At 67.7% G+C, this 20,663-nt stretch carries 19 protein-coding genes; 6 read left to right on the top strand and 13 right to left on the bottom strand.

Features of this window, described 5'->3' with window-relative positions; genetic code table 11:
- Window positions 1-103: 103 nt before the first annotated feature.
- Window positions 104-802, top strand: a complete 699-nt coding sequence (locus ACW177_RS09300; RefSeq protein WP_492025445.1) for a pirin family protein — start codon at window positions 104-106, stop codon at window positions 800-802.
- A gap of 61 nt (window positions 803-863) precedes the next feature.
- On the opposite strand, the gene pip is transcribed toward ACW177_RS09300, so the two are convergent.
- Both pip and ACW177_RS09290 read right to left on the bottom strand, forming a co-directional pair.
- Entirely contained in the window at window positions 864-1,838 is a 975-nt protein-coding gene (pip, locus tag ACW177_RS09295; protein ID WP_492025444.1) for a prolyl aminopeptidase, read from the bottom strand.
- A gap of 45 nt (window positions 1,839-1,883) precedes the next feature.
- Complete coding sequence (locus ACW177_RS09290) at window positions 1,884-2,240, bottom strand: DUF423 domain-containing protein (protein WP_492025443.1); 357 nt, start codon at window positions 2,238-2,240, stop codon at window positions 1,884-1,886.
- A gap of 74 nt (window positions 2,241-2,314) precedes the next feature.
- Here ACW177_RS09290 and ACW177_RS09285 point away from each other — a divergent pair, with 74 nt between their 5' ends.
- On the top strand, window positions 2,315-3,484 hold the full coding sequence (locus ACW177_RS09285; RefSeq protein WP_492025442.1) for an MFS transporter: 1,170 nt from the start codon (window positions 2,315-2,317) through the stop codon (window positions 3,482-3,484).
- Here the strand turns inward: ACW177_RS09285 and ACW177_RS09280 are convergent.
- From ACW177_RS09280 to ACW177_RS09270, 3 genes are all read right to left on the bottom strand, one after another.
- Window positions 3,481-4,071, bottom strand: a complete 591-nt coding sequence (locus ACW177_RS09280) for a pyroglutamyl-peptidase I family protein (protein WP_492025441.1) — start codon at window positions 4,069-4,071, stop codon at window positions 3,481-3,483. The genes ACW177_RS09285 and ACW177_RS09280 overlap by 4 nt on opposite strands.
- 76 nt (window positions 4,072-4,147) lie before the next feature.
- Complete coding sequence (locus ACW177_RS09275) at window positions 4,148-6,838, bottom strand: coiled-coil domain-containing protein (RefSeq protein WP_492025440.1); 2,691 nt, start codon at window positions 6,836-6,838, stop codon at window positions 4,148-4,150.
- Window positions 6,839-6,952: 114 nt separating this feature from the next.
- Window positions 6,953-7,132, bottom strand: coding sequence for a hypothetical protein (locus ACW177_RS09270; RefSeq protein ID WP_492025439.1), 180 nt, complete (start codon window positions 7,130-7,132; stop codon window positions 6,953-6,955).
- Between the two features lie 159 nt (window positions 7,133-7,291).
- Between ACW177_RS09270 and ACW177_RS09265 the strand changes: the two genes are divergently transcribed.
- A complete protein-coding gene (locus tag ACW177_RS09265) occupies window positions 7,292-8,770 on the top strand; it encodes a phospholipase D-like domain-containing protein (protein WP_492025438.1) in 1,479 nt (492 codons plus the stop codon).
- Here the strand turns inward: ACW177_RS09265 and ACW177_RS09260 are convergent.
- The 5 genes from ACW177_RS09260 to ACW177_RS09240 form a co-directional block, all read right to left on the bottom strand.
- A complete protein-coding gene (locus ACW177_RS09260) occupies window positions 8,755-9,492 on the bottom strand; it encodes an endonuclease/exonuclease/phosphatase family protein (RefSeq protein WP_492025437.1) in 738 nt (245 codons plus the stop codon). The two genes, ACW177_RS09265 and ACW177_RS09260, sit on opposite strands and share 16 nt — an antisense overlap.
- A 76-nt stretch (window positions 9,493-9,568) precedes the next feature.
- The gene (locus tag ACW177_RS09255; protein ID WP_492025436.1) at window positions 9,569-10,249 is read right to left on the bottom strand and encodes a TPM domain-containing protein; all 681 of its coding nucleotides are present in this window, start codon (window positions 10,247-10,249) and stop codon (window positions 9,569-9,571) included.
- Window positions 10,249-11,016, bottom strand: a complete 768-nt coding sequence (locus ACW177_RS09250; protein WP_492025435.1) for a TPM domain-containing protein — start codon at window positions 11,014-11,016, stop codon at window positions 10,249-10,251. The genes ACW177_RS09255 and ACW177_RS09250 overlap by 1 nt, the downstream gene beginning before the upstream one ends.
- A 59-nt stretch (window positions 11,017-11,075) precedes the next feature.
- The gene (locus ACW177_RS09245) at window positions 11,076-11,753 is read right to left on the bottom strand and encodes a LemA family protein (RefSeq protein ID WP_492025434.1); all 678 of its coding nucleotides are present in this window, start codon (window positions 11,751-11,753) and stop codon (window positions 11,076-11,078) included.
- 61 nt (window positions 11,754-11,814) lie between these two features.
- Window positions 11,815-12,738 carry a bifunctional methylenetetrahydrofolate dehydrogenase/methenyltetrahydrofolate cyclohydrolase gene (locus tag ACW177_RS09240; protein ID WP_492025433.1) on the bottom strand — a complete coding sequence of 308 codons (924 nt, stop codon included), beginning with the start codon at window positions 12,736-12,738 and terminating at the stop codon, window positions 11,815-11,817.
- A gap of 88 nt (window positions 12,739-12,826) precedes the next feature.
- On the opposite strand from ACW177_RS09240, the gene ACW177_RS09235 reads away from it, so the two are divergent.
- The 3 genes from ACW177_RS09235 (at window position 12,827) to ACW177_RS09225 (ending at window position 16,568) form a co-directional block, all read left to right on the top strand.
- Window positions 12,827-14,656, top strand: coding sequence for a PPC domain-containing protein (locus ACW177_RS09235; RefSeq protein WP_492025432.1), 1,830 nt, complete (start codon window positions 12,827-12,829; stop codon window positions 14,654-14,656).
- Window positions 14,657-14,696: 40 nt separating this feature from the next.
- Window positions 14,697-15,728 carry a type 2 isopentenyl-diphosphate Delta-isomerase gene (gene fni / locus ACW177_RS09230; protein WP_492025431.1) on the top strand — a complete coding sequence of 344 codons (1,032 nt, stop codon included), beginning with the start codon at window positions 14,697-14,699 and terminating at the stop codon, window positions 15,726-15,728.
- Window positions 15,729-15,995: 267 nt separating this feature from the next.
- The gene (locus ACW177_RS09225; protein WP_492025430.1) at window positions 15,996-16,568 is read left to right on the top strand and encodes a manganese efflux pump MntP; all 573 of its coding nucleotides are present in this window, start codon (window positions 15,996-15,998) and stop codon (window positions 16,566-16,568) included.
- Between the two features lie 5 nt (window positions 16,569-16,573).
- Here ACW177_RS09225 and hutH read toward each other — a convergent pair whose 3' ends face one another.
- From hutH to hutG, 3 genes are read right to left on the bottom strand one after another with little or no spacing between them, the layout of a single operon-like run.
- Window positions 16,574-18,103, bottom strand: a complete 1,530-nt coding sequence (gene hutH / locus ACW177_RS09220) for a histidine ammonia-lyase (protein ID WP_492025429.1) — start codon at window positions 18,101-18,103, stop codon at window positions 16,574-16,576.
- Window positions 18,104-18,106: 3 nt separating this feature from the next.
- Window positions 18,107-19,771, bottom strand: coding sequence for a urocanate hydratase (gene hutU / locus ACW177_RS09215; RefSeq protein ID WP_492025428.1), 1,665 nt, complete (start codon window positions 19,769-19,771; stop codon window positions 18,107-18,109).
- A gap of 7 nt (window positions 19,772-19,778) precedes the next feature.
- The gene (gene hutG / locus ACW177_RS09210) at window positions 19,779-20,600 is read right to left on the bottom strand and encodes an N-formylglutamate deformylase (RefSeq protein ID WP_492025427.1); all 822 of its coding nucleotides are present in this window, start codon (window positions 20,598-20,600) and stop codon (window positions 19,779-19,781) included.
- Window positions 20,601-20,663: the final 63 nt, after the last annotated feature.

Below are 20,663 nucleotides of genomic sequence, written 5' to 3'. Positions count from 1 at the left end.
TGGAAACGATGAGTTTCAGGTGTTTCTATTTCTGTTCGGTCGTCGATCTCTATCTTGGCGTCAAGTCAATGACGCCGGGACGGCCCGGCCTGAGGATAGACCGATGATCGAGCGCAGACCTTTTGAATCGCTGGGCGGCGCCAACCATGGTTGGCTGAACGCCAAGCACCACTTTTCCTTCGCCAACTATTACGACCCCAAGCGGATGAGCTGGGGCAATCTGCGGGTCTGGAACGACGACGAAATCGCCGCCGGAACCGGCTTCCCGCCCCATCCGCACGCCGACATGGAGATCATCACCTATGTCCGCGACGGGGCCATCACCCATGAGGACAGTCTGGGAAACAAGGGCCGCACCGTGGCCGGCGATGTCCAGGTGATGAGCGCAGGCACCGGCATCCGCCATGCCGAATACAACGCCGAGCCGGAGCTGACCCGGATCTTCCAGATCTGGATCGAACCGACCAAGCGCGGCGAGGCGCCCAGCTGGGGCTCCAAGCCCTTCCCCAAGGGCGAGCGTTCGGGCCAATTCGTGGTCCTGGCCTCAGGCTTTGAGGGCGACAAGGATGCCTTGCCGATCCGCACCGATGCGCGGATCGTGGCGGCGACGCTGAACGCCGGCGACAGCGCCGACTATGCCCTGGGATCGAACCGGCGCGCCTATCTGGTGCCGGCCAAGGGCGAGATCGAGGTCAATGGCGTTCGTCTGAACGCCCGCGACGGGGCCGCCATCGCCCAGGAGGATGTCGTGACGGTCAAGGCGATCTCGGACGCCGAGATCGTCCTGGTGGACGCCGCCTGATGATGAAGAGCGCCGGGCGGAGCCTGTCCGCCCGGCGCGATCTTATGCCGAATTCAGTCGGTTAGAGCCCCACCGCCCAATCCGTAGCGCGAACCAGGCTGTCGACGATGCCCGGTTCCGACGAGGCGTGGCCGGCGTCGCCGACGATGTCGAGCCTGGCCTCGGGCCACGCGCGGTGCAGAGCCCAGGCGCTGGCGATGGGGGTGACCACGTCGAAACGGCCTTGGGCGATCCAGCAAGGGATGTGGCGCATCCGGTCCACATTCTTCAGCAGCCAGCCGTCCTCGGGGAAGAAGCCGGCATTGGTGAAGAACCAGTTCTCGATGCGCGCGAAGGCGAGGGCGAACTCGGGTTCCGAGAACTTGTCGGGGCGGGCGTCGGGGCCTTCGACACTGACGGTTTCGCCTTCCCAACTGGACCAGGCGACCGCGCACCGTTCGCGCTCGGCGACATTGTCGCCGATCAATCGTTTGTAATAGGCGCCCATCAGATCGCCGCGCTCAGCTTCGGGGATCGGGGCGACGAACCTTTCCCAGGCGTCCGGGAAGATCATCGAGGCGCCGTCCTGGTAGAACCAGTGCAGTTCCTTCTTGGTCAGCAGGAATATGCCGCGCAGGACCAGGGCGCGGACGCGTTCCGGATGGGTGATCGCATAGGCCATGGACAGGGTCGAACCCCATGAGCCGCCGAACACGACCCACTTATCGACGCCGCAGCGCTCGCGCAGGCGTTCGATATCCTCGATCAGGGTCCAGGTGGTGTTGTTTTCCAGCGAGGCGTTCGGGCGCGACTGGCCGCAGCCGCGCTGGTCGAACATGATGATCCGATATTTGGCCGGGTCAAAGAAGCGGCGCATGCCGGGGTTGACCGCTCCCCCCGGGCCGCCGTGCAGCACGACGACGGGAATGCCCTGGGGGTTGCCGCTTTCCTCGTAATAGATCTCGTGGACGTCGTCGGACGTCATCCAGCCGGACGCGAACGGCTCGATTTCCGGATAGAGGTCCCGGCGAGCTTCCAGAGGCGCGGAAAAGGCCATGCGTGGCGGTCTTTCTACTCGGCCCAAGCTTGGCCGTACTGAGGGTTATGAACGGAATGCCGCAAAGGCCAGGCAAAGCCAACCTGCGATCATGAGCAAGCCGCCCACCGGCGCGACGGCGCCCATGGCCGAGAGGCTGAGAAGGGCGATCATGGCCAGGGCCAGACTGAAGATCAGTCCTCCCGCCGCGCCTATCCATCCGGCAAGCCGCGCCAAACGCCCGCCGCCCTCCCACAGAGCGCAAGCAAAGGCGAAGACGGCGTGCGCCAGCTGGTAATGGGCCCCGGTCGATAGCAGGGTCTTGACCTGCGGCCCGGCCCCGTGGGCGGCGAAGGCGCCCAGGCCGATAGCCACGGCCCCGTTGAGGGCGGCGAAGACGATCAGGTTGCGACTCGCTATCATAAACCCACCCTAGACCGGGACGACCCTGGAGCAAACCGGTCGAGACGGCCGGAAGTTCTGCTATTTCGGCGCCTATGGGATTCGCTTCGAAATGGCGCGCGGCGTCGCATTACGCCTTGATGTACGGCGGTCTGGGCGTGAGCCTGCCCTACGCCGGTCTGTGGATGAAGGCGCAAGGGCTCAGCGGGGCGGAGATCGGGATGCTACTGGCGGCGCCCATGTTGGGGCGGCTGGTCACAGGTCCGGCCATCGCCGTGTGGGCCGACGGGTTCAAGTATCGCCGGACGCCCATCGCCCTTCTGGCCGGCGTCGCCGCCCTTGGGTACGGCGCGGCGGGGTTGGTGGATGGGTTTCTGGCCTGGGCGGTCTGCTGGTTCATCGCCGCGACCGGGGCGGCGGCGATTCTGCCTCTGACCGATGTGCTGGTGCTGCGGCGGGCGCGGCGGGAAGGCTTCGCCTTCGCCGTGCCGCGCGGTTTCGGCTCGGCGGCCTTCGTCGCGGCCAATATCGCCATGGGGTTCGTGCTGAGGACGACGGGAAGCGAGGCGGTCATCGTCGGCGTCACCCTGATCTGCGTCGGCATCGGCGTGACGGCCTGGCGGGTGCTGCCCGAGGAACCGGTGCATGACGGCTCGCCGCTGGCCGGGTGGGATCGGTTTCGCGGCATGGGGCGGCTGCTGAAGGATCCGGTGCTGGTGACCGCGCTTGCGGCCATTGGGACAGTGCAGGCGGCCCACGCCTTCTACTACGGCTTCTCCGCCATCCTGTGGCGCGAGCAGGGTATTGAGCCGCATCTGACCGGGATCTTGTGGGCCTTCGCCGTCGTCGCGGAGATCGCCCTGATGTGGATCTTTGAGCCGTGGCGACGCCGGCGGGGCATTGGGGCCTGGCCTATAATGATGATCGCGGCGTTTGGGGCGATGGTGCGTTGGCTGTTCATGGCCGCCGCACCGCCCCTGTGGGCGTTGTGGCCGCTACAGGCGCTGCACGCCGTCAGCTTCGCCGCCGGCTATCTCGCCGGGGTCGAACTGATCGAGAGACTGGCGCCGCGAGACAGTCAGACCGCCGCCCAGACCCTGAACTCAACCTTGTCGGCAGGGGTGTTGATCGGCGTGGCCACCCTGGCCAGCGGGCCGCTGTACGACACATGGGGCGCAGGGGGATATCTGGCGATGGCGGGACTGGCTGGCGTGGGTCTGATGGCCGGGCTGGCGCTGAAGCCGATGTTGGCGGCGCGAATCTAGGCGCGAGGCAGAAGGGCCATCTGGCCTGCCATGACGGAGGCGGCCGCCTTGACCGCCTTCTTTATCGTATTCTCGTCCGCCGTCGCGGGGGTGCGCAACAGACCGATGGCGGGCGTATGCGGACCGTCGGCCAGTTCGACCAGCACGCGATAGAGCAGATAGGAGCCGACATCCGCCTCGGCCTCCGACGTCGCATCGGCGGGGATGCCGGTCGCATTGATGGCTCGAACGATCTCCGCGACCGGCGCGGTGGTGCGCGCCAGACCGGGGCCAGTTTGCGACAGCCGTTCTTCGTGATCGAGGGCGCGATTCTCGGCCCGCATCTGCATACGGAAGCCATTGCTCTTGGCGGCGCGCCCCACCAGTAGGACGGCGCGGCAATCGCCGTTTCTCAGGTGTTCGCTCAGGCGCTCGGCCAGACGGGCCGGGTCGTCGGCTGATATACTGAGGGTGCGCGCGCCGACGGGGCTCCAGGCCTCGCCCGACAGGTCTTCGACCATGTCCCAACCGGAGTCCGCGTCATAGGCGCAGATCGCAATGCCGGGGCGTCGGTCGGGGCGGCCTGAGCCTTCGATCTCGGTTGTCATTCAGGCCTTACCCTCACCCAGCGTGACGCTTTCGTGACGGGGTTAGGTGGCGTGAACTTCATCCCGGCGTCAAGCCTCAACCGAGGTCGCCGACGGCGGCGTCGAGCAGCATAAAGGCACGGCCGCTGTCCGAAGCGAGACGATTCTGGACTGCCTGGGTGTCCCCGCTGCGGGCGTAGCCGGCGAGATCCTGCGAGAAGACGACCACATAGCGTTCGGCGTCGGCGCGCAGTTCAGGGTCGCTCAGCACACGACGAGAGACGCTGCGTACGGCGGCCGGCGCAACGCGGCGGACGATGCGGCGCGCGCCGTCGGGATCACCGGCTCCAAAAAGCCGGGCCGCCTCCTCGACCCGCGAGCGCGGCAGCAGCGCATTGGGATCGACACCCATACGGCGGATCGCGGCGGCGACGCGATCAGACAGGGCGACCGAGTCGGCGGCGTCGGCCGCGGGGCGCTCCAGCTCGAGCGGGGTTTCGTCAGCACCGCCGGAAACGAGATCATTCCAGTCGAGACCGCCCTCCGGGGCGGGCGTATGCCGCTGTGGCGTTTCAGCGGGCGACAGACGCAGCCGATTGCGCAGGCCGAAATTCCGATCGCTCGACCTGTCCGACGCGGACTCCTCCGGCGCCGCCGAGCGGGCCGCGCGGGCGCGCTCAAGGTCTGGAAGCGAGGCGCGATTACGGGCCGCAGGCGCGTCGCCCGAGACCACGCCCATCAGCCGCACGGCTTCCGTCAGCATGTCGTAGTTGCGGCGCACCCGCTCCTGGAAGTCGATGTCCAGAGCCTCGGTATCCTCGGCCGCCTTGCGCGAGGCGGCGGCAAGGGAGGACAGGCCCTGTTCGACACTGGCGCGCACCGCCTCGACCCGGGCGCGGGCCTGTTCCGGCAGGCTGGCCGCGCGTTCATCGACGTCGGCGATGGCGGTGTCGATCTCGGACAGGGCCGCGTTCAGGCGATCGACCAGGCTTTCCAGCCGCTGCACCATCCGCTCGCCGGCCTTGTCCACCAGGCCGGAGGTTTCGCCGACGATGCGGCGAGCGTCCTCGATGCGGGCGTCGGCGGCCTGATCGGCCTTCTGCGCCGCCTCGAACAGGGCCTCGCCCAGGCGATCGGCGCGGAGACGCGCCTGTTCGGAGGCGTCAGCGGCGGCGGCGCGGGAGTCTTCGGCCGTGGCGCGCATCTGCTCGAGCGCGCGGCGGGTCTCCTCCATCAGGGTGTCGCGGGCGTCGGCGGCCAGGGCTTCGAACCGATCCAGCGAGACCTTGGTGGCGGCGTCGAAGCCATCGGCCTCGCGCTGGGACATGTCGACCAGAGCCCGGAACTGGTCGCCGGCGGCTTCCAGGATTTCGCGCAGGCTCTCGATGGACACCTGGGACGTCCGCCCCATCTCGTCGTGCGCGGTGCGGGTGGCCGACAGGTTTTCGACGAATTGCGCGCGCTGGCTCTCGACCTGGGCGGAGAAGTCTTCCTGATCGGTCCGTAGGGCGTAGGCGGCGGTAACCAGGGCGGCGCGCTGCTGGCTGAGGCCTTCCTCGACCGACTGGATCTGTTCGGCGACGCCGGTTCCCGCGTTCTCCAGCCGGATCGTCTGGCGGGCCAGATCATCGGCGGCGACACGGGCGGCGTCCTGGGCCTCGCCGGCGGCGGCGGCCAGGTCGGCCGCGCGGGCGGCCAGGGCGGCCTCGGCCTCGCGCAACTGGGCCTGGGCCAGGTCCGAGGCGTCGGCCACCATGCGGGACTGGCGTTCGACTGCGTCGATGACGCTGGCGGCCTGGCTGTCCAGATGAAGGCCGAGGGTCTGCATCTGGTCGCGTTCGCGGGCCAGATTCTCGGTCAGACGACGCGCAGTGCGGCCGGCGTGTTCGGCCGCCTCGTTCAGACGATTGGTCTCTTCCATCAGGGCCTGACGCAGCAGGGCCATGTCGTTGCGGGCGCGCTCGGCCGCCAGGGCGGCGTGGTCGATGTCGGTGCGCAGGGTGCTCAGCACCTGGCCAGTCTGCTGGGCGGCGAGGGCGGTGGGGGCGACCAGGGCCTCGGCCAGATCGCGGGCGCGGCGTGTCTCGGCGGCCAATCCGGCGCCTTGGCGCAAGGCGTGGGCCAGCATGATCACCAGACCGACGGGCGCAAGGGCGATCAGGCCGTAGATCGCCAGCCGGAGCGGATCCAGTTCGGCGCCGCTGGACCCCAGTTCGAACGCGGCCCAGGAGGCGACGCCGCCCACCCAGAGGGTCGAGGCCAGGGCGGCGATCAGATAGGCGGTCTGGCTGCGCGCCGCCGTCGAGGCGCGCTCGGACACGCTGGAGCGGAGCATCGGCGGCCAGGCCATGTCGAAGGGCGCGGGAGGTTGACCGGCGGCCACGGCCATCTCGACGGCGGCGGCCGATTCGGGCGTCGGTTCCGCGACCGCCTCAGGGGCCATGGAGAGGGCTTGTTCGGACGCTTCAGCCACGACTTCCTCGGGCTCAGGCTCAGGCTCGGGCTCGGGCGGAGGGGGCGGGGGCGGGGCGGCGGCGCGCAACTGGGCCTGACGCGCCTCTTCGGCCAGACGGCGACGCCGGCGTTCCGAGATCGGACGTTCGGGCGGCGGCGCGGGCAGGGGATCCAGCTCCAAAGGCGGCTCGGACGGCGTGTCCGCCTCATCCTGCGCCTGTTCGACCTGCATCTGCTCGACCTCCGCCTCAATCGCCGCGTCATCGGGCGTCTCGACGGGCAAGACGGTGTCTTCGTCTGTCAGCTTCAGCGGCGGCCGGTTACGGGATTTCATCAGGCGTCGAGCTCGATTCATGCGCGCGGCGCGCGAAACGCGCCGATTCGACCCTAGCGACTTGAAACCCAAGGTCCAAGCCGTAGAGATCGCAGAGCCGTGGACTGTTCGCGCTCAGCAGTCGTGGTCGGCGTCGGCGGTGAAGGTCGCGGCCTTCTCGGCAGGGCAATCCGACACGCGGTGCACTTCACGTTCGGCAGGTTGCGGCGAATGGATGTCGACCCCGAATTGCGACAGGACGGCGGCGGCCAGCAGGGCGATGAAGCCCGCGATCAGTTCCACCAGCGCCTGCATGACGGCGTCTCCACAGCCCCCATGGCCGCCAGCCTTATGCGCCTTTTTGGCGAACGTCACAATCCCGCCGCGTAAAGATTGACCGGGCGTGGCGCGCGTGAAACGGAAGATGCGAGGCGTCCCCATCGCAGTGTCACGCGAATCGGGCAGGCAGGCTGAATGACCCAAGACAGCGACAGCTATGGCGGCAGTCTGCTGACCCCAGGAGCGGGCGTCTGGCGCCGCGAAATCGCGCACCGATTTTCCATACTTATGGAGAACGAGGCCTATTTCGACGCCTTGTCGTCGGCGCTGAACAAGGCCGAGCGGTCCATCGTGGTTCTGGGCTGGCAATTCGACCCGCGCACCCATCTGGACCCGGAGACCCGGCCGAGCGACAAACAGTTCGAGATCGGCCATCAGCTTCGCATGCTGGTCAAGCGAAAGCCGGACCTGGATATTCGTCTTCTGATCTGGAAATCACCGCTGTTGATCGCGGCGTCCCAGGGCTTTTATCCGCACCGGGCCCAGCGCTGGTTCCGCAAGCGCATGGTCGAGTTCCGAATGGATTCGCCGGGACCGATCGGCGCCTGTCACCATCAGAAGGTGATCGTCATCGATGATCGCGTGGCCTTCTGCGGCGGCGGCGACATCTCGACGGATCGTTGGGATTCCGAAGAGCATCTGGACGGCGACCCGAGGCGAGCCCTGCCGAACGGTCTGATCTGCAAGGCCCGACACGAGGTCATGAGCGTCATGGACGGGCCGGCGGCGCGGGCGCTGGGGGATCTGGCGCGGGAGCGCTGGTTCAAGGCGACCTGGGAGCGGACTGTGCCGGACGAGGTCCAGAGCGATCCCTGGCCGGACGGCGTGCCGGTGCAGATGACCAAAGTCCCCGTCGGCATCGCCCGCACCGAGCCGAAATGGAGCGGGCGGCACGAGGTGCGCGAGAACGAGGCCCTGTATCTGGAAACCATTCGGCGGGCCAAAAAGCTGATCTATTTCGAGAACCAGTATTTCACCTCGCCGGTGATCGCCGCCGCCCTGGCCGAGCGCCTCGCCGAGGTGGACGGGCCGGAGGTGGTGGTGGTCTCGACCGGCAAGAGCCCCAGTTGGTTCGACAGCCTGACCATGGACACGGCCCGCGCCGAGGTGCTGTACCGACTGGAGCAGGCGGACAAGTACAACCGCTTCTTCGCCTTCGCGCCCCTGACAGCCGAGGGCGACCGGATCATCGTTCACGCCAAGGTGGCGATCATCGACGACCGGTTGCTGCGGATCGGTTCGGCCAACCTGAACAACCGGTCGATGGGGCTGGACACCGAGTGCGACATCGCCGCCGAGCCGACCGATGCGGCGGGGCGCGCGGTCATCGTCGCCCATCGCCATCGGACGATCGGACACTGGATCGGCGTGCCGGCTGATGATTTCGCGGCCGTCGAGGCGGTCATGGGATCGACGGGCGCCGCCATCTGCAGCTTCGCCAGCGACCGGCTGAAACCGCTGGGGTCGGACCCGCCGACGCGGATTCAGCGACTGTTTGCTGAATGGCAGCTGGGCGATCCGACCTCTTCGAGCGACGCCTGGCGGCCGTGGAAACGGCTGAACCGGTCACAGCGCACCCGACCGATGTCCGAAGGCGGTCAGGCGCCCGGCTGAACGATCTCGAAGTCGATGATCAGCGGCAGGTGATCCGAGGCCACGCGGGCCAGGGGCGAGAAGTCCGCCTTGACCCCCGTGATGCGGATTTCCGGGCTGACGAAACAATGATCGATGCGGATGGCCGGGAAGCCCGAGGGGAAGGTCTTCACGGACGGCTTCAGGTTCAGCAGCCGCTGACAGTCCCCCAGTTTGCGCGCCAGGGTCTGATAGGGGCGGGTGATCGAGGTGGCGTTGAAATCGCCGGCCAACAGCGTCGGCCCGACGCAACCGCCCAGCCAGCCGGTTCCCGTCAGCGCCGCCGCCTGAAGCCGTTGTTCACGCGGGACTAGGCCCAGATGGGTGTTCAGGACATTGACCGCGACGCCGTCGATCTCGATCTCGGACCAGATGGCGCCGCGCGGCTCCAGCCCTGGAATGCCGCGCACGGTGGGCAGGGCGTCGGCGCGGATCAACCGCTCGGGATGGGGCGTCATGACCGCGTCGCCATAGAGTTCGGCCTCCACCCGCATCGCCGGGTGAAAGCGCGAGGTCATGGACAGGCCTTCGGCGATAGCTTCGGCCTGATCGACCTTGCCGGTGCGAGCGCGGCCGACGTCCAGTTCCTGGAGGCAGACGATGTTCGGTTCGTGCTCGCCGATCACGGCGACGATGCGGTCGACATCCAGGCGCTTGTCCGTGCCGACGCAGCGATGGACGTTATAGGTCAGAAGGCGGGGCATGGTTTCCCGAGGACGTGCCGAGACTTGGGCGGATGGCTAGGCCTTTTGGGCGCGGATTGCGACCCCGATACGACGATCAGAGCAGGATCAGGTGATCCGGCAACTCATTGGGGTTGTTTGCGCGTGGTGGGAAATGGGTCGCCAGGACCTGGCCGCACCGTTCGACCGCCGCCTCGAAGCCGGCGACGGGCCGGCCCGCCTTAAGCTCGCGGGTCAGGACGGCGACGGTGTCGGCCCAGACGCCTTCATCGACCTTTTGATGGATCAGTTCGTCGGCGATCAGCTCGACCTGATGTTCCTTGAGGGCGGCGAAGATCAGGACGCCGGTGCGATCCTGGGTGACATGGACGCCGTGGGCCAGGAACTGTTGCAGGGCCGCCTTGCGCACCCGGGCCCGACGCAGACCGCGCGGCGTAACCCAGCGCAGTATCGGCGGCGGCCGCGTCAGCAGGAAGACGCCGACAAAGATCGCCGCCTGAATCAAGGCGTAGGCCGCCAGGGCCTGGCCGACGCCGGCGGCCTGGGCCGAGGCATGGGCCGCCTCCCAGGTGTCGCCGACGGGCCAGGACGGATCAAAGCCGAAGGGGATCAGGATGGTCGGCGCCAGAAGGGCCGCGCCCGCCGCCCACGCGAGGCTGACATCGACGTAAGATGATACGCCGCGCGAGACGACGCAGAAGATTTCGCCCGAGGTGCCGGTCTCGGCCGAGGCGATGGCGGCGGCGACCCGCCCCCGGTCTTCGTCCGTGAATCGCATCACCATCCTCCCGAAGCGCCGCCGCCGCCGAAGCTGCCGCCGCCTCCGCCAAATCCACCTCCGCCGCCGCCGCCAAAACCGCCCCCGCCGCCGCGTCCGGCGTTTCTCAGGGCTTCCGACGCCGCCCACAGCAGGATCGGCGTCACGCTGTCGCCGCGATGGCGACGCCCGCGTCCGGCGGAACCGACAGCCACCAGAAGGAAGAGGATGAAGATCACCGCCATGATCACGATAGGCAGGATCGGCGCGGCGTCGGCTTCATCTGCTTCCTGCACGGCGGCGGCCGCCCGCGCCTGGGCCTCAGCCGGATCGAGCTCCAACTGGGCGATCAGGGCGTCCACGCCACGGACGACGCCCGTCTGATAATCACCGTCGCGGAAGGCCGGCAGAATCTCGTTGCGGATGACCATGGAAGAGAAGGCGTCGGTCAGGATCGGCTCGAGACCATAGCCGACCTCGATCCGCACCTTGCGTTCAGTGGGGGCGACGATCAGCAGGGCGCCGTTGTCGCCTTCCTTCTGGCCAATGCCCCAGGCGCGGCCCAGCTGATAGCCGTAGTCCTCGATTTCCTGGTCCTGAAGGCTGCGGACGGTGACCACGACCAGTTGATCGCTGGACTTGGCTTCGAGCGCAGCCAGCTTTTCCGTCAGCGCCTGTTCGGTCGCAGCGTCGAGCAGATCCGCCTGATCCACCACCCGGCCGGTCAGGGGCGGGAAGTCCAGTTTCGCCTGCGCCGTCGCCGGCAGGGCGAACAGTAGGACGGCCATGAGGCCGAAGAGACCCGCGACGACGCCCGCTGGACGCCGTGTCCGAACGGGGAGGGCGCTCACTGGGCCGGCGGGGGCGAACCCGGCGCGACCGGCGCAGCGCCGCCGCCGGGGGCAGCAGCCGGGGCGCCGTTCAGATTAAAGTTCACCTGAGGCGCGGACTGCGCCTCGGCCGTGGCGGTGAACAGCTGCATCGGCTGGGAGCCCGCGTGGGCCGTCTTGGCCCAGATCACGTTCGGGAAGGTGCGCAGAGTGGTGTTGTAGTCGCGCACGGCCTCATTGTAGTCGCGGCGCGCAATGGTGATGCGGTTCTCGGTGCCTTCCAGTTGGGACTGGAGGGTCAGGAAGTTCTGGTTGGCCTGAAGCTGAGGATAGGCCTCGACCGAGACCAGCAGGCGCGACAGGGCGCCGGACAGTTGGCCCTGGGCTTGCTGATACTGCTGGAAGGCCTGCGGGTTGCTGAGGTCGGCGGCCGAGACATTGACCGAGGTGGCGCGCGCGCGGGCGTTGATCACGTCCGTCAGGGTGGTGCGTTCCTGGATCGCCGCGCCCTGGACGGTGGCGACCAGATTGGGGACCAGGTCGGCGCGACGCTGGTACTGGGCCTGGACATCGGCCCAGGCCGCCTCGGCCCGCTCCTGCTTGGTCGGAATAGTGTTGTAGCCGCAGCCGGTGACGGCGGGCGCCACCACGAGAGCAGTCGTCAGAGCCAGAGCACGAGCGTTGAAGCGAGCCATGGATATTCCCCTATCGGCGATTGCGCCGGTGCGGCGACTATCGCCTCAGCGCCGCAACGCTTCAAGCGTCCAATGGCTCCGGTTCGATTCCAATCGAGCGACAGGCGGCCGAATAGGTGTTGGCCAGCAGACAGGCGATGGTCATGGGGCCGACGCCGCCGGGGACGGGTGTGATGCGACCGGCGACCTCGACCGCCTCCTTGAAGGCGACGTCGCCGACGACGCGGGTCTTGCCCTCGGCCGCCTTGACCGGATCGGCCGACGGGACGCGGTTGATGCCGACGTCAATGACGGTGGCGCCCGGCTTGATCCAGTCGCCCTTGATTATCTCTGGCCGCCCGACGGCGGCGACCAGGATGTCGGCGGTCCGGCACAGGGCGGGCAGGTCAAGGGTTTTGGAATGGGCGACGGTGACGGTGCAGCTCTCAGCCAGCAGCAGCTGCGCCATCGGCTTGCCGACGATGTTGGACCGGCCGACGATGACGGCGTTCAGACCCGTCAGATCGCCGAGTTGATCCTTCAACAACATCAGGCTGCCCAACGGCGTGCAGGGCACCAGGCCCGGAAGGCCGACCGCCAGACGTCCGGCGTTGACGACATGGAAACCGTCCACGTCCTTGTCGGGGTCGATGGCGTCCAGCACGACCGAGGACTCGATGTGTTTCGGCAGAGGCAGTTGCACCAGTATGCCGTGGATGCCGGCGTCGGCGTTCAACTGGGCGATAAGGGCCAGAAGTTCGTCCTGGGTCGTGGCTTCGTCCAGCCGGTGGGTGTCGGACCGCATGCCCGCGCGCAGGGTGGTTTCGCCCTTGTTGCGGACATAGATCTGGCTGGCGGGGTCTTCGCCGACGATGACGACGGCCAGGCCCGGCTTGACGCCCTGGCTTGCTTCGAGGCGAGCGGCGGCGGCGGCGACGCGGTCCACCAAGTCGACCGAAAAGGCCTTGCCGTCGATCAGTGTCGCGCGTGTGGGCTCGGCCGACATAAGGAAGACTCCGGGGGATAAGGATGCGGCGATTTACAGCCGTCATGGTTCGGCGTCTATGATCGGTGTCAAACTCTGGGAGTCTTCTATGAACCGCTCGACCCTCGTCGCCGCCGTCAGCGCCATCACCTTGGCCTGGGCTGCTTCGCCCGCCCTGGCCCAGGACGTCCAGGCGCTGCGGATCGGGGCCTCGGTGAACGGCGCCCTGACTGATGGGGACACGGCCACAACCGGCGACGACGCCTATCGCTACGACGACTACCGATTCGAGGCGCGCGCGGGCCAGCGGCTGGAGGCCGTGCTGCGGTCGGAGGCGTTCGACGCCTATCTGGCGGTCTATGCCGACGATGCGGACGCGCCGCTGACCGAAGATGACGATGGGCTGAATGAAGAGACCAATGCGCGGCTGCGGTTCACGCCTGAAACCAGCGGAACCTATGTCCTGCGCGCTCGCACCCTGTCGGGCACGGACGGCGGCGACTATAGCCTATCTTTACGAGAACGGGAAGCCCCGCCGCGCGCGCCGCGCCCGTCCGGACTTCGCGTTGGGGCTGAACAGACCGGCGAACTGACCGGACGGGATCCAGAACTGGAGGACGGGGGCCGTTATGACGCCTACGCCTTCCGGGCGGCCGCCGGTCAGAGGCTGATCGTCACCCTGAAGTCCGAGGCGTTCGATCCGAAGGTTTTGGTCGGACGGATGAACGGCGCTGATTTCGTCGAGCTGGCCCAGAACGACGACGGCCCCGACGACGGGCTGAACTCGCGTCTGGTCTTCACCGCGCCGACCGCTGGCGAATATGTCATCCGCGCTGCTGCGCTTCAGGAGGGTGAGGGCCGCTACACGGTCGGCTTGACGGAAGCCCCGCCCGCGCCGCCGGCCAAACCTATCGCCATCGGCGACAGCCTCGATGGGAACCTGAATGAGGATACGGGCGCGAACGACGAGGGGCAGCGCGCCGAATTCTATCGGTTCTCAGTGACGGCCGGACAGCGTGTGGCCATTGAACTATCGTCCAAGGATTTCGACACCTACCTGACCCTGCGCAAGGCGTCGGACAATTCGGTCGTGGCCGAGGATGACGACGGCGCCGGATCCGGCACGGATTCCCGGATCGCCCAGACCCTAGAAGACGCCGGCGACTATGTGGTCGAGGCCCGCGCCTTTAGCGGCGACGGCGAGGGGCGGTTCAAGTTGAAGCTGGAAGAGGTCGCGCCGCCGCCGGCGCCGTCGGCCTTGACCTTTGGCCAGACGGTCGAGAGCGAGATCACGCCGGACGCCCCCCAGGATGACGAGGGCAAACATTATGACGCCTATGTCTTCAGCGGGACTGAAGGCCAGCGTGTTCAGGCCATTCTGCGGTCGGGCGATTTCGACGCCGTCCTCGCGATCGGGTCGGCCGAGGATGAGTTCAGCGCCCTGGCCACCGACGACGACGGCCTGGGGGAGGGGACGGACTCGCGACTGAACCTGACCCTGCCGTCGACCGGCGACTATGTGATCCGGGCATCGCCCCTGACCGGCGAAGACAAGGGCCTCTATGCGCTGGAACTGATCGACCGCGGGCCTGAGCCCAAGCCGGGCAGTGTTCTGGTCGGCGCCACCGCCCGCGGGACCCTGACCGTCGCCGACGCTCTCACGGAAGAAGGCGCCTATTATGACGCCTACAGGTTCCAGGCGAAGAAGGACGAGAAGCTGCGGATCACCCTGGTCTCCAACGCCTTCGACGCCTTCATCGACCTGGGCGAGGACGGCGAGGATTTCAGCAGCATCGCCTCGGACGACGACAGCCTGTCGGACACCCATGCCAAGCTGGACTGGACCGCGCCGGAGGACGGTTGGTACGTGGTTCGCGCCCGCTCGCTGGGGCCCAACGAGACCGGCGCCTATGCCCTGACCGTCGAACGTCAGCCCTGATCGCCCCATCGGGGCCACGATCCGGTCCTAGGCGGACGATATGACCGACGCTGTTTCGCCCGGCCGCAAGGACCAGCACCTGGATGTGGTGCTGTCCGGGCGGGGTCGCCACGCCCGCGACGCGGGGTTCGACGCCATCCGCTTCGTCCATGAGGCGCTGCCGGACCTGGATCATGACAAGATCGACCTGGGCGCGGACTTCCTGGGGCGGCGGCTGAAGGCGCCTCTGCTGATCAGCGCGATGACAGGCGGGCCGGCGCGGGCCGAAGCCGTCAATGCGCGGTTGGCCGAGGCGGCCCAGCATCTGGGTATCGCCCTGGCGGTCGGGTCGCAGCGGGCGGCGATAGAGGGCGGCCCCAGTGGCGGGTTGAATCTGGAGCTGCGGCGACACGCGCCGGACACCCCGATCCTGGCCAATATCGGTGCGGGGCAGCTGACGCGAGGCTTCGGCCCGGACGAGGCGCGACAGGCGGTGGCCATGATTGGCGCTGACGCCCTGGTCGTGCATCTGAACCCGCTCCAGGAAGCTTGCCAGCCCGAGGGCGACCGCGATTGGTGGGGCGTCGGGGCGGCGCTGGAAGCCTTGATCCGCAAGATCGAGGTCCCGGTCGTGGTCAAGGAAACCGGCGCGGGCCTATCAGGGCGCACCGCACGCCGCCTGATCGACATGGGCGCCGCCGCCGTGGACGTCGCTGGGGCGGGTGGATCAAACTGGGCCCTGATCGAAGGCGAGCGGGCGACCGACCTTCACGACCGGCGCCACGCCGCCGCCTTCGCCGATTGGGGCGTGACCACGCCCCACGCCATCGTCGATGTGCGTCGCGCCTGTCCGGAGTCCGTGGTGATCGGCTCAGGCGGCGTGCGGGATGGGGTGGACGTAGCTCGAGCCGTTCGGCTGGGCGCCGACATCGTCGGCCAGGCGGCGGGCGTGCTTAAGGCCGCGACGGTGTCCACCGAGGCTGTGGTCGAGCATTTCCAGACTGTGATCCGGCAACTCCGCACCGTGTGCTTCTGCACCAACTCCGCTAATCTGGCGCAACTTCGTCACGCCCTCCTTCAACCGTTCGACTGACCGCCTGATTGCCTCGTTGCAGGCGACAGTGAAGGGTTTTCTGGATATGGCGTCCGTCGCGATTGCCAATCGGGCGAGGGGCGGTGTACGGGACCGCATCCTGTTGGGGAGTAGCTTCCGGCGTCAGTTCGTCGGGGTCGGGTCAACACACTCGCGTTTCGACGCGTGGTCCGACCAGCGGAAACACCGCCTAGCGAGACCAGCGCGTTCCACCGCCGCACCGGCCGGCGTGGAGCCGCTGTCCTGCGTCCGGTGGATCGATCCGACATGACCCCAGGAGCTATCGCCATTCTGTCGCTCAGCATGTCCACGGACGCCTTCGCGGCCGCCGTGGGCCGCGGCGCCTCGCATCGTCCGTCCGTCCCCCAGGCGGTGAAGGCGGGGCTGGTCTTCGGCGTCATCGAGGCCATCACCCCGTTGATCGGCTGGAGCCTGGGCCTGATCGCCGCCGGGCTGGTCGAACGGATCGATCACTGGATCGCCTTCGTCCTGTTGGCCGTCGTCGGCGGAAAGATGATCTGGGAAGGGGTCAAACCGCGTGAGGCGGAGGAGGGCGAGGCGCCTCGGAAATCCGGCCCCTGGGCCCTGATCGCTACGGCCGTGGGCACCAGTATCGACGCCGCGGCGGTGGGTGTGGGCCTGGCCTTCCTGGGCGCCAATATCTGGGTGATCGCCGCCTCGATCGGCTTCACCACCTTCGTCTCCACGACCATCGGCATGCTGATTGGAAGGGTCGTCGGCCTGAAGTTCGGCAAGGCGGCCGAACTGATCGGCGGCGTCGCCCTGATCGGTCTGGGGACGATGATCCTGCTGGAGCATCTGGGCGTGCTGGCCCTCTGACGTCGTCAGGCGGAGGGCAGCAAGTCCTCCGCGAACCGGCGATACAGTCCCGCCCGCACCCCGTCCGTCGCCCGGGCGATGTCCGGCGCGAAATAGTGGTCGCTGGCGTAGGGGGCGGCGGCCTGGCGGACAATGGACAGGACCTGTTCCAGAGCCGGCGAACTGGTCAACGGGCGGTGGAACTCCAACCCCTGGGCGGCCGCCAACAGTTCGATACCGACGACGGTCGCGGTGTTCTCGGCCATGTCGAGCAGCCGCCGCGCGCCGTGCGTAGCCATGGAGACATGGTCCTCCTGGTTGGCGCTGGTCGGGACGGTGTCGATGCTGCACGGGTGGGCGACCATGCGGTTCTCGGCGACCAGAGCCGCCGCCGTGACCTGGGCGATCATGAAGCCCGAGTTCAGGCCGCTCTCCTTGACCAGGAAGGCCGGCAGCTCGCTCATCTTCGGATCGACCAGAATCGCGGTGCGGCGTTCGGAGATATTGCCGATTTCGCACAGGGCCATGGCGATCTGATCTGCTGCAAAAGCAACGGGTTCAGCGTGGAAGTTTCCGCCTGATATGACGTCGCCATCCTCGATGAAGACCAGGGGATTGTCGGTGACGGCGTTGGCTTCTCGCTCAAGCGTCGCGGCGGCTGAGTTCAGGATATCCAGGATCGCCCCCATGACCTGGGGTTGGCAGCGCAGGGAATAGGGATCCTGCACCTTGGCGCAGTCGTCGCGGTGGCTGTCGCGAATGGCGGAGCCGGTCATCAACGCCCGCAGCCGGGCCGCGACGGCGATCTGACCGGGCTGGCCGCGCAGGGCGTGGATGCGGGGATCAAAGGGCGCATCGGAGCCTTTCAGCGCATCGACCGACAGGGCGCCGGCCGCCAGACCCGCCGCGAACACGGCCTCGGTCGCAAACAATCCGGCCAAGGCCAGGGCCGTCGAACACTGGGTGCCGTTCAACAGGGCCAGACCTTCCTTCGGCCCCAGGGTCTGGGGCGTCAGACCGATCTGGGCCAGGGCCGCCTCGGCTTCAAACACTTCTCCGCGTACGCGGGCCTGACCGACGCCGATCAGCACGCAACTCATGTGGGCCAGGGGCGCAAGGTCGCCCGAGGCGCCGACCGAGCCTTTGGACGGAATACAGGGCAGGACGTCGCCGTTCACCAGGGCGACCAGGGCCTCCAGCGTCTGACGGCGGATGCCCGAGGCGCCGCGCGAAAGGCTGGCGATCTTCAGCACCATCAGCAGCCGCGTCACGGCGTCCGGCAGCAGGGGCCCGACCCCGCAGGCGTGGCTGAGCACCAGGTTCCGTTGCAGCGTTTCCAGATCCCCGGGCGCGATAGAGGTGTTGGCCAGCAGGCCGAAGCCGGTGTTGACCCCATAGACGGTGCGGCCCTCTGCGACGATGGCGGCGACGACAGCCGCACCCTTATCGACGTCGGCCCAGGCGGCGGGGGTGATCGAGACCGTCACCGGGCCGTCCAGCACGGCCCGCAGTTGGGCGAGGGTCAGCGGGGATTGGCCGATGGCGATCTGGGTCATGGCTCAGGCCTTGAGGCTGGGAAGATTCAGGCTGTGCTCGCGGGCCGCGGCGCGGGCGATATCGTAGCCGGCGTCGGCATGACGCATGACGCCCGTCGCGGGGTCGTTCCACAACACCCGCTCAAGCCGTCGTGCGGCCTCGGGCGTGCCGTCGGCGACGATGACGACGCCCGAGTGCTGGGAATAGCCCATGCCGACCCCGCCGCCATGGTGCAGGGACACCCAGCTGGCGCCTGAGGCCGTGTTCAGCAGGGCGTTCAGCAGGGGCCAGTCGGACACGGCGTCCGACCCGTCCATCATCGCCTCGGTCTCACGGTTCGGGCTGGCGACCGAGCCGGAGTCGAGATGATCGCGGCCTATGACGATGGGGCCGGACAGTTCACCTGAGGCCACCATCTCGTTGAACATCAGGCCGGCGCGGTGGCGATCACCCAATCCGATCCAGCAGATACGGGCCGGAAGTCCTTGGAATGCAATCCGCTCTTCCGCCATGTCGAGCCAACGATGAAGACCCGCATTGTCAGGGAACAGCCGTTTCATGGCGGCATCCGTCTTGCGGATGTCGTCCGGATCGCCGGTCAGGGCCGCCCAGCGGAAGGGTCCGATTCCGCGACAAAACAGGGGGCGGATATAGGCGGGCACGAAGCCGGGGAAGTCGAAGGCGTTCGCCACGCCCTCGTCGAAGGCCACCTGGCGGATATTGTTACCGTAATCCACGACCGGAACGCCTGCCGTCTGGAAGTCCAGCATGGCCTGAACATGGGCGACGATGGAGGTTCGAGCGGCGGCCGAGACCGAGGTGGGATTGCTGACGCGTCGATCCTCCCACTCGGACACCGTCCAGCCGGAGGGCAGATAGCCGTTGACCAGGTCGTGGGCGCTAGTCTGGTCGGTGACCAGATCGGGCCGCACGCCCCGACGGACCATCTCAGGCAGCACGTCCGCTACATTGCCTAACAGGCAGACCGATAAAGGTTTTCTTGTCTGATTGGCCGTCTCGATCAGGCCCAGAGCCTCGTCGAGCGTCTCGGCCATGATGTCGAGGTAGCGGGTCTTCAACCGCATCTCGATCCGGCTACGCTGGCATTCGACCGCCAGGCAGGAGGCCCCCGCCATGGTCGCCGCCAGGGTCTGGGCGCCGCCCATGCCGCCCAGGCCGGCGGTCAGGATCCATTTGCCGGCCCAGTCGCCGCCGTGGTGCTGGCGACCCGCCTCCATGAAGGTCTCGTAGGTGCCCTGAACTATGCCCTGTGTGCCGATGTAGATCCATGAGCCGGCCGTCATTTGGCCGTACATCATCAAGCCTTTGCGATCGAGTTCTGAGAAATGCTCCCAGGTCGCCCACTTCGGCACCAGATTGGAATTGGCGATCAGGACGCGGGGCGCGTCGGCATGGGTGCGGAAGACGCCGACCGGCTTGCCCGACTGGACCAACAGGGTCTCGTCCGCCTCCAGCGTCTTCAGGGTGTCGACGATCCGGTCGAAGGCGGCCCAGTCGCGCGCCGCCTTGCCGATGCCGCCATAGACGACCAGGTCCTGGGGCCGTTCGGCGACCTCGGGGTCGAGATTGTTCATCAGCATCCGCATGGCCGCCTCTGCGACCCAGGTCTTGGCGGTCTTTTCCGGGCCGCGCGGGCTGCGGACTATACGGGCGTTGGGCGTGTTCATCGGGCGGTCACTGGTTCGATTGGGCGAAGGCGATACAGGCGGCCAGGACGCTGCGCAGATGGCGCCGCATCGGCTCGGCGCGTTCGGGCTCATAGGGGCTGGGCCAGTTGTCGGGCGTAACCGGTCCCGACGGATCGGCGATGTAGCCTCTGTCCGCCAGCTCCATCTGGATGGCGTGGACGCCGGTCTCGGGGCGACCATAGTGGCGGGTGGTCCAGCCGCCCTTGAAGCGGCCATTGACGATCAGGCTGTCGCCGTTGGCCGCGCAGGCGGCCTCGACCGCGCGGGTCAGCTCCGAGGCGCAGGTGGCGCCGTCGTTGTCGCCGATGTTGAACTGGGGCAGTTCGCCGTCGAACAGGCGGGGCACGACCGAACGGATCGAATGGGCGTCATACAGAACCACCGGCCCCCGCACGCGCAGTCGATCCAGCTGGGTCCGAAGCGCGGCATGATAGGGGTCGAACCAGGTCGCGCGACGCTCCGCGATCTCGGCTTCGTCGGGCGTTTGGCCGGGGCGATACAGGGGTTCGCCGTCGAAGGTCTCGGTCGGGCACAGGCCGGTCGTCGTCATGCCCGGATAGAGGGAGGCGCCCGACGGGTCGCGGTTCACGTCAATGACGCTGCGCGAGACGGCGGTGCGCACGACGCTGGCGCCCATGTTGATCGCGAAATCGTACAGCCGGTCCACCCACCAGTCGGCGTCCTTGCGCGCCAGCCAGGGCGAACTCATCCGGTCTAGGATGGCGTCGGGAATCTCGGTCCCGGTGTGCGGCAGGCCGATCACCAGGGGCGCCGATCCTTCGTGGACGGTCAGCCAGTCGTCGGTCATCTCGGCCTCCCTCGCCAAATCGATTTGCCGCGTTTATGTCTAGACATATTGATCGCAACGAGA

Source organism: Brevundimonas sp. AVps23W, assembly GCF_058681395.1.
Note: the sequence above shows the minus strand (reverse complement) of the source record. Positions and strands in the feature narration are given on the sequence as shown.

Excerpts from the sequence above, each read along its gene's own strand:
- ACW177_RS09300 (WP_492025445.1), top strand. The coding sequence starts at position 104 with ATGATCGAGCGCAGACCTTTTGAATCGCTGGGCGGCGCCAACCATGGT.
- pip (WP_492025444.1), bottom strand. The coding sequence starts at position 1,838 with ATGGCCTTTTCCGCGCCTCTGGAAGCTCGCCGGGACCTCTATCCGGAA.
- ACW177_RS09290 (WP_492025443.1), bottom strand. The coding sequence starts at position 2,240 with ATGATAGCGAGTCGCAACCTGATCGTCTTCGCCGCCCTCAACGGGGCC.
- ACW177_RS09285 (WP_492025442.1), top strand. The coding sequence starts at position 2,315 with ATGGGATTCGCTTCGAAATGGCGCGCGGCGTCGCATTACGCCTTGATG.
- ACW177_RS09280 (WP_492025441.1), bottom strand. The coding sequence starts at position 4,071 with ATGACAACCGAGATCGAAGGCTCAGGCCGCCCCGACCGACGCCCCGGC.
- ACW177_RS09275 (WP_492025440.1), bottom strand. The coding sequence starts at position 6,838 with ATGAAATCCCGTAACCGGCCGCCGCTGAAGCTGACAGACGAAGACACC.
- ACW177_RS09270 (WP_492025439.1), bottom strand. The coding sequence starts at position 7,132 with ATGCAGGCGCTGGTGGAACTGATCGCGGGCTTCATCGCCCTGCTGGCC.
- ACW177_RS09265 (WP_492025438.1), top strand. The coding sequence starts at position 7,292 with ATGACCCAAGACAGCGACAGCTATGGCGGCAGTCTGCTGACCCCAGGA.
- ACW177_RS09260 (WP_492025437.1), bottom strand. The coding sequence starts at position 9,492 with ATGCCCCGCCTTCTGACCTATAACGTCCATCGCTGCGTCGGCACGGAC.
- ACW177_RS09255 (WP_492025436.1), bottom strand. The coding sequence starts at position 10,249 with ATGCGATTCACGGACGAAGACCGGGGGCGGGTCGCCGCCGCCATCGCC.
- ACW177_RS09250 (WP_492025435.1), bottom strand. The coding sequence starts at position 11,016 with ATGGCCGTCCTACTGTTCGCCCTGCCGGCGACGGCGCAGGCGAAACTG.
- ACW177_RS09245 (WP_492025434.1), bottom strand. The coding sequence starts at position 11,753 with ATGGCTCGCTTCAACGCTCGTGCTCTGGCTCTGACGACTGCTCTCGTG.
- ACW177_RS09240 (WP_492025433.1), bottom strand. The coding sequence starts at position 12,738 with ATGTCGGCCGAGCCCACACGCGCGACACTGATCGACGGCAAGGCCTTT.
- ACW177_RS09235 (WP_492025432.1), top strand. The coding sequence starts at position 12,827 with ATGAACCGCTCGACCCTCGTCGCCGCCGTCAGCGCCATCACCTTGGCC.
- fni (WP_492025431.1), top strand. The coding sequence starts at position 14,697 with ATGACCGACGCTGTTTCGCCCGGCCGCAAGGACCAGCACCTGGATGTG.
- ACW177_RS09225 (WP_492025430.1), top strand. The coding sequence starts at position 15,996 with ATGACCCCAGGAGCTATCGCCATTCTGTCGCTCAGCATGTCCACGGAC.
- hutH (WP_492025429.1), bottom strand. The coding sequence starts at position 18,103 with ATGACCCAGATCGCCATCGGCCAATCCCCGCTGACCCTCGCCCAACTG.
- hutU (WP_492025428.1), bottom strand. The coding sequence starts at position 19,771 with ATGAACACGCCCAACGCCCGTATAGTCCGCAGCCCGCGCGGCCCGGAA.
- hutG (WP_492025427.1), bottom strand. The coding sequence starts at position 20,600 with ATGACCGACGACTGGCTGACCGTCCACGAAGGATCGGCGCCCCTGGTG.